The sequence below is a fragment of the Pseudomonas sp. So3.2b genome, from assembly GCF_019464415.1.
GTDB classification, from domain to species: Bacteria; Pseudomonadota; Gammaproteobacteria; order Pseudomonadales; family Pseudomonadaceae; genus Aquipseudomonas; species Aquipseudomonas shahriarae.
Genome location: NZ_CP080494.1, coordinates 1 through 11,703 on the forward strand (window position 1 = coordinate 1; position 11,703 = coordinate 11,703).

Annotated in this window: 12 protein-coding genes; 4 read left to right on the forward strand and 8 right to left on the reverse strand. The window is 60.8% G+C overall.

Going from position 1 to position 11,703, the window contains the following annotated elements; all coding sequences use genetic code 11:
* Together rep and K1X80_RS00010 are read left to right on the forward strand one after the other, a co-directional pair.
* Positions 1 to 2,010 (forward strand): DNA helicase Rep, encoded by a 2,010-nt coding sequence (rep, locus tag K1X80_RS00005; protein ID WP_057440498.1) that lies wholly within the window; start codon positions 1 to 3, stop codon positions 2,008 to 2,010.
* A gap of 57 nt (positions 2,011 to 2,067) precedes the next feature.
* Positions 2,068 to 2,640, forward strand: coding sequence for a xanthine phosphoribosyltransferase (locus K1X80_RS00010; RefSeq protein ID WP_029289761.1), 573 nt, complete (start codon positions 2,068 to 2,070; stop codon positions 2,638 to 2,640).
* A gap of 130 nt (positions 2,641 to 2,770) precedes the next feature.
* Here K1X80_RS00010 and K1X80_RS00015 read toward each other — a convergent pair whose 3' ends face one another.
* The 6 genes from K1X80_RS00015 to dadA all read right to left on the reverse strand — a co-directional run bounded on the left by K1X80_RS00015 (position 2,771) and on the right by dadA (position 8,860).
* A complete protein-coding gene (locus tag K1X80_RS00015; protein WP_057960989.1) occupies positions 2,771 to 4,693 on the reverse strand; it encodes an acetyl-CoA hydrolase/transferase C-terminal domain-containing protein in 1,923 nt (640 codons plus the stop codon).
* Between the two features lie 132 nt (positions 4,694 to 4,825).
* Positions 4,826 to 5,236 (reverse strand): cytochrome c5 family protein, encoded by a 411-nt coding sequence (locus tag K1X80_RS00020; protein ID WP_057960990.1) that lies wholly within the window; start codon positions 5,234 to 5,236, stop codon positions 4,826 to 4,828.
* 181 nt (positions 5,237 to 5,417) lie between these two features.
* Entirely contained in the window at positions 5,418 to 5,966 is a 549-nt protein-coding gene (locus K1X80_RS00025) for a cupin domain-containing protein (protein WP_029289768.1), read from the reverse strand.
* A 116-nt stretch (positions 5,967 to 6,082) separates the two neighbouring features.
* The gene (alr, locus tag K1X80_RS00030; protein WP_057960991.1) at positions 6,083 to 7,156 is read right to left on the reverse strand and encodes an alanine racemase; all 1,074 of its coding nucleotides are present in this window, start codon (positions 7,154 to 7,156) and stop codon (positions 6,083 to 6,085) included.
* A gap of 77 nt (positions 7,157 to 7,233) precedes the next feature.
* Positions 7,234 to 7,587: a RidA family protein gene (locus tag K1X80_RS00035; protein ID WP_057960992.1), complete on the reverse strand. Its 354-nt coding sequence runs from the start codon at positions 7,585 to 7,587 to the stop codon at positions 7,234 to 7,236.
* Complete coding sequence (gene dadA / locus K1X80_RS00040) at positions 7,559 to 8,860, reverse strand: D-amino acid dehydrogenase (protein ID WP_029289774.1); 1,302 nt, start codon at positions 8,858 to 8,860, stop codon at positions 7,559 to 7,561. Before dadA ends, K1X80_RS00035 begins: the two co-directional genes overlap by 29 nt.
* A 156-nt stretch (positions 8,861 to 9,016) precedes the next feature.
* Between dadA and K1X80_RS00045 the strand changes: the two genes are divergently transcribed.
* Positions 9,017 to 9,505: an Lrp/AsnC ligand binding domain-containing protein gene (locus K1X80_RS00045; RefSeq protein WP_003206849.1), complete on the forward strand. Its 489-nt coding sequence runs from the start codon at positions 9,017 to 9,019 to the stop codon at positions 9,503 to 9,505.
* Positions 9,506 to 9,569: 64 nt separating this feature from the next.
* Here K1X80_RS00045 and K1X80_RS00050 read toward each other — a convergent pair whose 3' ends face one another.
* Entirely contained in the window at positions 9,570 to 9,923 is a 354-nt protein-coding gene (locus K1X80_RS00050; protein ID WP_029289779.1) for a YkgJ family cysteine cluster protein, read from the reverse strand.
* A gap of 115 nt (positions 9,924 to 10,038) precedes the next feature.
* Here K1X80_RS00050 and K1X80_RS00055 point away from each other — a divergent pair, with 115 nt between their 5' ends.
* Positions 10,039 to 11,331 carry an FAD-binding oxidoreductase gene (locus K1X80_RS00055; protein ID WP_198817202.1) on the forward strand — a complete coding sequence of 431 codons (1,293 nt, stop codon included), beginning with the start codon at positions 10,039 to 10,041 and terminating at the stop codon, positions 11,329 to 11,331.
* Between the two features lies 1 nt (position 11,332).
* Here K1X80_RS00055 and K1X80_RS00060 read toward each other — a convergent pair whose 3' ends face one another.
* Positions 11,333 to 11,566: a DUF1127 domain-containing protein gene (locus tag K1X80_RS00060; RefSeq protein ID WP_057960994.1), complete on the reverse strand. Its 234-nt coding sequence runs from the start codon at positions 11,564 to 11,566 to the stop codon at positions 11,333 to 11,335.
* Positions 11,567 to 11,703 lie beyond the last annotated feature (137 nt).

Genomic DNA, 11,703 nt, shown 5'->3' on the forward strand with positions numbered 1-11,703 from the left:
ATGTCCCGACTCAATCCCCGGCAGCAAGAAGCCGTGAACTACGTCGGCGGCCCTCTATTGGTGCTCGCCGGTGCTGGCTCCGGCAAGACCAGCGTGATCACCCGCAAGATCGCGCACCTGATCCAGAACTGCGGCATCCGTGCCCAGTACATCGTCGCCATGACCTTTACCAACAAGGCGGCGCGGGAAATGAAAGAGCGCGTCGGCACCCTGCTCAAGGGTGGCGAAGGCCGTGGCCTCACTGTGTGTACCTTCCACAACCTGGGGCTGAACATCATCCGCAAGGAGCATGTGCGGCTGGGCTACAAGCCGGGCTTCTCGATCTTCGACGAGACCGACGTCAAGGCCCTGATGACCGACATCATGCAGAAGGAATACGCGGGCGACGACGGGGTCGACGAGATCAAGAACATGATCGGCTCGTGGAAAAACGACCTGATCCTGCCGCCCGAGGCCCTGGAAAACGCGCGCAACCCCAAGGAACAGACTGCCGCCATCGTCTACACCCACTACCAACGCACGCTCAAGGCGTTCAACGCGGTGGACTTCGACGACCTGATCCTGCTGCCAGTGAAGCTGTTCCAGGAACACGCCGATATCCTCGAAAAGTGGCAGAACAAGGTGCGCTACCTGCTGGTGGACGAATACCAGGACACCAACGCCAGCCAATACCTGCTGGTGAAACTGCTGATCGGCACGCGCAACCAGTTCACCGTGGTCGGCGACGATGACCAGTCGATCTACGCCTGGCGCGGTGCGCGCCCGGAAAACCTGATGCTGCTCAAGGACGACTACCCGTCCCTGAAAGTGGTGATGCTGGAGCAGAACTACCGCTCCACCAGCCGCATCCTGCGTTGCGCCAACGTGCTGATCTCGAACAACCCCCACGAATTCGAAAAACAGCTGTGGAGCGAGATGGGCCACGGCGATGAGATTCGCGTGATCCGCTGCCGCAACGAAGACGCCGAAGCCGAACGCGTGGCCGTGGAAATCCTCAGCCTGCACCTGCGCACCGACCGGCCCTACAGCGACTTTGCGATCCTCTATCGCGGCAACTACCAGGCCAAGCTGATCGAGCTGAAGTTGCAGCACCATCAGGTGCCGTATCGTCTGTCCGGCGGCAACAGCTTTTTCGGACGCCAGGAAGTAAAGGATCTGATGGCCTACTTCCGGCTGATCGTGAACCCGGATGACGACAACGCCTTCCTGCGCGTGATCAACGTGCCGCGCCGGGAAATCGGCTCCACCACCCTGGAAAAACTCGGTAACTACGCCACCGAACGCAAGATCTCGATGTACGCCGCCACCGACGAAATCGGCCTGGGCGAACACCTGGACACGCGCTTCACCGATCGCCTGTCGCGCTTCAAGCGTTTTATGGACAGGGTGCGCGAGCAATGCGCCGGCGAAGACCCGATCAGCGCCCTGCGCAGCATGGTCATGGATATCGACTATGAAAACTGGCTGCGCACCAACAGCTCCAGCGACAAGGCCGCGGACTACCGCATGGGCAACGTCTGGTTTCTGATCGAGGCGCTGAAGAACACCCTGGAAAAAGACGAAGACGGCGAAATGACCGTCGAAGACGCCATCGGCAAGCTGGTGCTGCGCGACATGCTCGAGCGCCAGCAGGAAGAGGAAGACGGCGCCGAAGGTGTGCAAATGATGACCTTGCATGCGTCCAAGGGCCTGGAATTCCCCTACGTGTTCATCATGGGCATGGAAGAGGAAATCCTCCCACACCGCTCCAGTATCGAAGCCGACACCATCGAGGAAGAACGGCGCCTGGCCTACGTGGGCATTACCCGCGCACGTCAGACCCTGGCCTTCACCTTTGCGGCCAAGCGCAAGCAATACGGCGAAATCATCGACTGCGCCCCAAGCCGGTTCCTCGATGAGCTACCACCGGACGACCTGGCCTGGGAAGGCAACGACGACACCCCAACTGAAGTCAAGGCGGTACGCGGCAACACCGCCCTGGCGGATATACGCGCGATGCTAAAGCGCTAGAATCGACTACTTTTTAATCTACTTTCGGCGCCCCTTGCGCCACCAGAGGAAGCTTTTGTGGAAGCACTGCACAAGAAAATTCGCGAAGAAGGCATCGTGCTTTCCGACCAGGTACTCAAGGTCGACGCCTTTCTGAACCATCAGATCGACCCGGCGCTGATGAAACTGATCGGCGACGAATTCGCCGCGCTGTTCAAGGATTCGGGGATCACCAAGATCGTCACCATCGAAGCCTCAGGCATCGCGCCAGCGATCATGACCGGCCTGAACCTGGGCGTACCGGTGATCTTCGCCCGCAAGCAGCAGTCCCTGACCCTGACGGAAAACCTGCTGTCGGCGACGGTGTATTCCTTCACCAAGAAAGTCGAAAGCACCGTGGCAATCTCCCCACGCCACCTGACCAGCAGCGACCGCGTGCTGGTGATCGACGACTTCCTGGCCAACGGCAAGGCGTCCCAGGCGCTGATTTCGATCATCAAACAGGCCGGCGCCACCGTGGCGGGCCTGGGGATTGTGATCGAGAAGTCGTTCCAGGGTGGGCGTGCTGAGCTGGATGCCCAGGGTTACCGGGTTGAGTCGCTGGCGCGGGTCAAGTCCCTGGCCGGTGGCGTCGTGACCTTCATCGATTAATCCTGAGCGGGCACGCTTAAAAATGTGGGAGCGGGCTTGCTCGCGATAGCGGTCTGTCAGTCAACTCACGAGTGGCTGATCCATTGCTATCGCGAGCACGCCCGCTCCCACATTTGGTTTGTGGTGGCCGTTAGTGTGCGGTGGCCTTAAGGCCAGCAAGCAATAGGCGCTGATACAAATCCTCTTTAAACCCCTCCGGGTTATCCAGGCGCATCCGCACCAAGTGCTCGGGAAACGCCTCAGGCTCAGGCGCATCCAGCGCCGCTTTGCCCAACTCCAGAATCTCCGTCAGCTTGAATTTGCTCTTGAGCCAGTTCAACGCGCGCAACAAATCCCGTTCTTCATCGGTGAAGTCACTGCCCAGCGGGTACTCCGGGAACAGCCTTGAATGCCGTGCCTGCACCGCCTGCAAACGCTCCGGCGTGTTGTCGGCGAAGCGCGGGTCGAGCTGAAAGTCCTTGGGCAACTTGCCGGCTTTTTGCGCCTGCTCGATCAAGCCCGCCTGGAAGCGTGAGTCGGTGATATTGAGCAGCGCCTCGATCACCTTGGCGTCGGTCTGGCCACGCAGGTCGGCGATGCCGTATTCAGTGATGACAATATCGCGCAGGTGCCGGGGAATCGTGCAATGGCCATATTCCCAGACGATATTGGAGCTGACATCACCGCCCGCTTCACGCCAGCTGCGCAGGATCAGGATCGAGCGCGCGCCCTCCAGCGCATGGCCCTGGGCCACAAAGTTGTATTGCCCACCCACGCCACTGAGCACGCGGCCGTCTTCCAGTTGGTCGGCAACACCGGCGCCCAGCAACGTGACCATGATGGCGCTGTTGATAAACCGCGCATCCAGGCGCTGTAAACGCTTGAGTTCTTCCTGCCCGTACAGCTCGTTGATATAGCTGATGCGGGTCATGTTGAATTCCAGGCGCTTGGCGTGGGTCATTTCCTGCAAGCGCTGGTAAAAACTGCGGGGGCCGAGGAAGAAGCCACCGTGGATCGACACGCCATCCGGTTGTGCCGCGTCGTCCAGCAGACCCGCATTGGCCTGCTGCTGCGTCGCCACATCGGGGTACACCTTGCGCCGCACAATGCCGGCGTCGGCCAGCACCAGCAGGCCATTGACGAACATTTCGCTGCAGCCATAGAGGCCCCGGGCAAACGGCTCGACCCCGCCCTCGCGGCTGATCAGCGGCGCCCATTGGTACACATCCAGGTCGGTGAGCAACTGCCGGTAGCCTTCGTTATCGGCCTGACGCGCCAGCAATGCGGCAGTCAGGGCGTCGCCCATCGAACCGATACCGATCTGCAGGGTGCCGCCATCGCGTACCAGGGTACTGGCGTGCAAACCAATGAAGTGGTCCTGCAAACCCACTGGCATGTTCGGCGTGGAAAACAGCGTGGTGCGGTCTTTTTCGTCGATCAGGAAGTCGAACTGATCCATGCCCAGCTCGGCATCACCGGGCATGTAGGGCAAATCATCATGCACCTGGCCCACCACCAGGATGGTCTCGCCTGCCGCGCGGCGCTTGGCGATCATCGGTAACAGGTCGAGGGTGATATCGGGGTTGCAGCTCAGGCTCAGGCGATCCGGGTGCTCACTGCTGCTGGCCACCAACTGCGCGATCAGGTTCAGGCCGGCAGCGTTGATATCGCGGGCGGCATGGCTGTAGTTGCTGCTGACGTAATCCTGCTGGGCCGAGGTGCTATGCAGCAGGCTGCCGGGCTGCATAAAAAACTGCTGCACGTGAATATTGGCCGGCAGGCTGTCCTTGCGCAGGGCGGCGAGGAAGTCCAGCTCAGGATAATCGCCGAACACCCGCTCGATAAACGGCTCCAGAAAACGCTTCTGCAAGCCATCGCCCAACGGCGGGCGACCCAGGCTCAGCGCGGTGTAAATCGTCAGCGCCCGCTCAGGCAGCTTGGCGATGCGCCGGTACAAGGCATTGGCAAACAGATTCGCCTTGCCCAGGCCCAGCGGCATACCCATGTGGATATGCGCAGGCAAGCGCTCCAGTACGTCATCGACCGCTTGCTCGATTGAACACAACTGCACCATCCGACCCTCCTGACATTCCATGATTAGGGGTTGGACCGAGCTTGCCGGGTCTTTGCTGCAATGAACAGCCTTGGCCGCCAAATTGCGCCCACAAAAAAGCCGCTGGTCAGCGGCTTTTTGGCGAAGATCGGTTTATTTCAAACCAGACATCTTCTCGATCGCACCCTTGAGGTCAGCATCCGAGCAATCGGCGCAGGTTCCTTTAGGCGGCATGGCGTTGATACCGGTGATGGCCTTGGCCAGGATGCCATCAAGGCCGCCCTGGTGGTCGGCGCGCTCTTTCCAGGCAGCAGTGTCACCGATTTTCGGTGCGCCCAACAGGCCAGTGCTGTGGCAAGCAGTACAGTGTTTGGCGATGATCTCGTCCGGCGTTTTCGCGCCGCCGCCTGCTGTCACAGCGACTTCCATCCCCTTGCATTCTTCGCCCTGAATACAGACCTTCCCGACGGGTTCAAGACGCTTGGCAATATCATCATTGGTCGCAGCTTGAGCGCTGGCAGCCCAAAGGGCCAGTACGGTTGCTGGTACAGCCAGCATTTTCATAATTAGGTTCACGCGTTCACCCTCATGGTGGCTATTCACGCCTGCGGCCACGGTTTCGCAGGCGGCGAAAGTATAACGGTTAGGCCGCCTCACTGAAACAACCCTATTATCCAAGGGGGGATTCAGTATGGCGAAATACAACTACGGGCACCTCTGCAAGGTAGGCAGGGCGCCTCTTCGGTTAAAAGTTCGCGGGTGTGGCTGCGCTGATTAGTCGCGCCGGCACATCGAACGGATTGCGAAAACGGTGCGGCTTGGTGCTTTCAAAGTAGTAGCTATCGCCGGCTTCGAGCACAAAAGTTTCGACGCCCACGACCAATTCCAGACGACCTTCCAACAGAATCCCGGTTTCCTCGCCATCATGGGTCAGCATTTCCTCGCCCGTATCGGCGCCTGGCGGGTAGATTTCGTTGAGAAACGCAATCGCCCGGCTGGGATGCGCACGGCCCACCAGCTTCATGGTCACCGCACCATCGGAAATGTCGATCAGCTCATTGGCTTTATAGACGATCTGGGTCGGTTTTTCCTGGAGGATCTCCTCGGAAAAGAATTCGACCATCGACATGGGGATGCCGCCCAGCACCTTGCGCAAGGAGCTGATGGAAGGGCTGACACTGTTTTTCTCGATCATCGAAATGGTGCTGTTGGTGACGCCCGCACGTTTGGCGAGTTCACGCTGGGAAAGACCTTTCAGTTTACGGATGGATTGCAGTCGTTCGCCGACGTCCAATGCAGGAGCCTCCTAGGATTCAGGCTTTGTTGTAATTGAGCGTTATCATGGCGACAGCGTTCAGTATTTACAACACTTTGGTCTGAATCCCGCTGGACGTCTTCGGCGTCCGGCAGCTAGGCGCCGGAATAGAGCCGTGGCACTCGGCGCAGGTTGCAAAAAATCTGGTAGGGAATGGTGTCAGCGGCGGTCGCCACATCGCTGGCGAGGATGTTTTTGCCCCACAACTCGACGGTCGAGCCCAGGCCGGCCTCGGGCACATCGGTCAGGTCGACACACAGCATGTCCATCGACACCCGCCCCAGCAACTGGCTGCGCTGGCCGGCGACCAGCACCGGCGTACCGGTCGGCGCGTGGCGCGGATAACCATCGGCATAGCCCATGGCAACCACGCCGATACGCATCGGCTTGGGCGTCACGAACCGTGCGCCATAACCCACGGGCTCGCCCGCCGGCAGTTCGCGCACGCAGATGACTTTCGATTCCAGGGTCATCACCGGCTGCAAACGCGCGGCAACCGCCTGGTCTTCGCCAAAGGGCGTTGCGCCGTAGAGCATGATGCCGGGCCGCACCCAATCACTGGAGACGCCCGGCCAACCCATTACCGACGGCGAGTTGCGCAGGCTGACCTGGGCCGCCAGGCCCTGGCGCGCCGCATCGAATACCGCGACCTGCTCATCGCTGCTTGTGCAGTCCAGTTCATCGGCGCGAGCGAAGTGGCTCATCAACACGATCTTGGCCACTTTGCCACTGGCCAGCAGGCGCTGGTAGGCGTCGTGATAATCCTTGGGATGCAAACCAACCCGGTGCATGCCCGAATCCAGCTTCAACCACACCGTCAGCGGCTTGCTCAGGCGCGCCTGTTCAATCGCCTCCAGTTGCCACAGCGAATGCACCACGCACCACAAGTCATGCTCAATGATCAGCGGCAGTTCGTCGGCCTCGAAGAACCCTTCGAGCAACAACATCGGCCCACGAATTGCGGCGGCGCGCAGCTCCAGCGCCTCCTCGATACAGGCCACGGCAAAACCGTCGGCCTGGTCTTCCAGGGCCTGGGCCACGCGCACGGCACCATGGCCATAGGCGTCGGCCTTGATCACGGCAAGGGCCTTGGCCCCGGTCAGTTCGCGGGCCAATTGGTAGTTGTGGCGCAGGGCTTGTAGGTCGATCAGGGCACGGGCAGGACGCATGGCGGCAGGCTTCTAGGCGGCGGTGGGAAGAAAAAACCGGTACCGGCCAATAGCGCCGGCACCGCAAGAGGGATCGTTTAAGGCAGAGCGGCCACGACAGACAGCTCGACCAGGATTTCTGGCTCACACAGTTTCGACTCGACCGTGGCACGGGCCGGGGCCGCGCCTTTTGGCAGCCACTTGTCCCAAACCGCGTTCATGCCGGCAAAGTCGGCGTCGATGTCTTTGAGGTAGATCGTCACCGACAGCAACTTGGTTTTATCGGTACCGGCCAAATCCAGCAAACGCTCGATATTGGCCAGGGTTTCACGAGTCTGCTGTTCAATCCCGGCACTCATGTCGTCGCCGACTTGCCCTGCCAGATACACGGTACCGCTGTGGACAACGATCTGGCTCATGCGCTCATTGGTGAGCTGGCGCTGGATTGACATGTTTTGTGGACTCCTGAGGGTTGCCGTAACGGGAAATATCAAGGCCAGCGGCACTGATCTGCGGGGTTTTCTTCGCCATCAGGTCCGCCAGCAGGCGACCAGAGCCACAGGCCATGGTCCAGCCGAGGGTGCCGTGGCCAGTATTCAAGAACAGGTTTTTGAAAGGCGTGGCGCCGACGATCGGCGTACCGTCCGGGGTGGTCGGGCGCAGGCCGGTCCAGAACGTCGCTTCGCTCAAATCACCGCCCTGAGGATAAAGGTCGTTGACGATCATCTCCAGGGTTTCGCGCCGGCGCGGGTTCAGCGACAGGTCAAAACCGGCTATTTCAGCCATGCCACCGACGCGGATGCGGTTGTCGAAACGGGTGATCGCAACCTTGTAGGTTTCGTCGAGAATAGTCGAAGTCGGGGCCATCGCCGGGTTGGTGATCGGCACGGTCAGGGAGTAACCCTTGAGCGGATACACCGGCGCCTTGATCCCCAGTGGCTTGAGCAACTGCGGCGAGTAACTGCCCAGGGCCAGCACGTAGCGGTCGGCGGTTTCCAGCTTGCCGTCGATCCACACGCCGTTGATGCGATCACCGGCGTGGTCCAGGCGTTGAATGTCCTGCTCAAAACGGAATTCCACCCCCAACTGCTTGCACATGTCGGCCAGGCGGGTGGTGAACATCTGGCAGTCGCCGGTCTGGTCATTGGGCAGGCGCAAGGCACCGGCGAGGATATCCGTGACGCTGGCCAGGGCCGGCTCGACGCGGGCAATGCCGGCGCGGTCAAGCAGCTCGAACGGCACGCCGGACTCTTTCAGCACGGCGATATCCTTGGCCGCGCCATCCAGTTGCGCCTGGGTGCGGAACAATTGGGTAGTCCCCAGGCTGCGCCCTTCGTAGGCAATGCCGGTTTCGGCGCGCAGCTCATCGAGGCAGTCGCGGCTGTACTCGGACAGGCGCACCATGCGCTCTTTGTTCACGGCATAACGGTTGGCCGTGCAGTTGCGCAGCATCTGCGCCATCCACAGGTATTGGTCGATATCGGCCGTGGCCTTGATCGCCAGCGGCGCATGGCGCTGCAGCAACCACTTGATGGCCTTGAGCGGCACACCCGGCGCGGCCCACGGCGATGCATAGCCGGGCGAGACCTGGCCGGCGTTGGCGAAGCTGGTCTCCATTGCAACGGCCGGCTGGCGGTCGACCACGACCACCTCAAAACCGGCACGCGCCAAATAGTAGGCACTGGCCACACCAATGACACCGCTACCCAAGACCAAAACCCGCATTTTTATATCCTCATCACGGCTTGACCGCTGACGTTTGTTGTTCGGCACAAAGATGTGAGCAGTATAAAAAGCAATGACCAGTGCATTTCACTATATAAGTGCCTATATTTGGCGACAATTCTCGGCAAAAACCCTTTTCACGGAGGAGCATCCCCTATGCGGACCAATACCCAGACCAAGCGGGAGCTGGACAAGATCGACCGCAACATCCTGCGCATCCTGCAGGCCGACGGGCGGATTTCGTTTACCGAGCTAGGGGAGAAGGTAGGACTGTCGACCACGCCGTGCACCGAACGGGTCCGGCGCCTGGAGCGCGAGGGGATCATCATGGGCTACAACGCCCGCCTCAATCCGCAGCACTTGAAGGGTAGCCTGCTGGTGTTTGTCGAGATCAGCCTCGACTACAAATCCGGCGATACCTTCGAAGAATTCCGACGTGCCGTGCTGAAACTGCCCCATGTGCTGGAGTGCCACCTGGTCTCGGGGGATTTCGACTATCTGGTGAAGGCGCGGATTTCCGAGATGGCGTCGTACCGCAAACTGCTGGGCGATATCCTGCTCAAGCTGCCCCATGTGCGCGAGTCCAAGAGCTATATCGTGATGGAAGAGGTGAAGGAGAGCCTGAACCTGCCGATCCCGGATTGACCCTGTGGGCGCTACACCGTCATCGCAGGCAAGCCAGCTCCCACCTTTTGACCGGGTACATCTGTCAGACCAGCACCTGCCGCGTCGTCGCCATGTACTCGTGAATCTGCTTCTCCACCCGCGGGTGAATCAGCTCCACCGGGCCTCGATTGTTGGGGCATGGCAGGCTGGGCGTGGTACCAAACAACCTACAGATCAACGGGCGCTCGTCGTACACCGTGCAACCGTTGGGCCCCAGGTGCACACAGTTCAGCTCATCCATGGCCGCTTCCTGCTCGGCCGCAGTCTTGCGCGGCAGGCGCGACATTTCCTCGGTGGATGTAGTCACCGGCCCACAGCAATCATGGCAACCCGGCACACACTCGAACGAGGGGATCTGCCGGCGCAGCGCGTTGACTTTCTGGCTGTTGCAACTCATCGAAACCCATACCGAACGGCGAATAGGCGTGGATTTTGCCCTAAAAGCCCCGAGTGAGACAGCTTCACCCGACCGCTGTATCCTGCGTCAAATTTTCCAAACACGGATGCTCCCCATGACCGCCAGCGCCCGGCACACCGCTTCCTACTACGCCGCCAGCAGCCTGGCGCAACCCGATTACCAGGCATTGGCGGGCGAAGTGGTCGCCGATGTGTGCGTGGTCGGCGGCGGGTTTTCCGGGCTGAACACCGCGCTGGAGCTGGCTGAACGGGGCTTTAGCGTGGTGCTGCTGGAGGCACGCAAGATCGCCTGGGGCGCCAGCGGGCGCAACGGCGGGCAGTTGATTCGCGGCGTCGGCCATGGCCTCGATCAGTTTGCCAATGTGGTCGGCAGCGAAGGCGTGCGGCAGATGAAGCTGATGGGCCTGGAAGCCGTGGAAATCGTGCGCCAGCGGGTCGAGCGCTTCCAGATTGATTGCGACCTGACCTGGGGCTACTGCGACCTGGCCAACAAGCCCCGCGACTTGCAGGGCCTGGCCGCCGACGCCGAAGAGCTGCACGACCTGGGCTATCGACATGAACTGCGCCTGCTGCAAGCCGGGGAAATGCGCAGCGTGATCGGCTCCGACCGTTACGTGGGCGGCATGATCGACATGGGCTCCGGCCACCTGCACCCGCTGAACCTGGCCCTTGGCGAAGCGGGCGCCGCGCAGCAACTGGGCGTGAGGCTGTTCGAGCAGTCCGAAGCCCTGCGCATCGACTACGGCCCTGAAGTCAAAGTCCACACCGCCCACGGCAGTGTGCGCGCCAAGACTCTGGTGCTGGGCTGCAATGCCTACCTCAATGGCCTCAACCCTCACCTGAGCGGCAAGGTGCTGCCCGCCGGCAGCTACATCATTGCCACCGAACCCTTGAGCCCAACCCAGGCCGCCGAGTTACTGCCGCAAAACATGGCGGTGTGTGATCAGCGGGTCACGGTGGACTACTTCCGTTTATCGGCCGACCGGCGCCTGCTGTTTGGCGGTGCTTGCCACTATTCCGGACGCGATCCCCAGGACATTGGCGCCTATATGCGGCCGAAGATGCTCAAGGTCTTCCCGCAATTGGCCGAAGCGAAGATCGACTATCAATGGGGCGGCATGATCGGCATCGGCGCCAACCGCCTGCCGCAGATTGGCCGGCTGGCCGACCAGCCCAATGTGTACTTTGCCCAGGCCTACGCCGGCCATGGCCTGAACGCCACCCACCTGGCCGGCAAACTGTTGGCCGAAGCCATCAGCGGCCAGCAGAGTGGGCGCTTCGATCTGTTTGCCCAGGTGCCACACATCACCTTCCCTGGCGGCAAGCACTTGCGCTCACCGCTGCTGGCCCTGGGCATGCTCTGGCACCGCCTGAAAGAACTGCTCTGACTCAACCGCGCCAGAACGGCTTCAAGCCTTCCCGGCGCGCTTGTTCAGTACTCAAGCCGATATCGCGCAGTTGCTCCGGGGTCAGGTCCAGCAAGGCCTGGCGCGTGTGGCGACGGCGCCAGAACAGTTCCCAACGGCTCGGATTACCCGGCGCCAGCCCGGTCAGCCCGCGCTCCTGCCCTGCTTCCAGTTCCTGACTGTGTAGTGCCAGCCGCACATCGCTCAAGCCATTCATTGTCCTGCCCCTCATTTGCCTGTTGCCATGAGTGACTAGAATGGACGGCACGGCAAAACCATTACAGATTCAACCAACTTTTATTAAATCCATACAGATACTCCCAACCACGGGCTGAATCCTGTATTTTCCTTGCA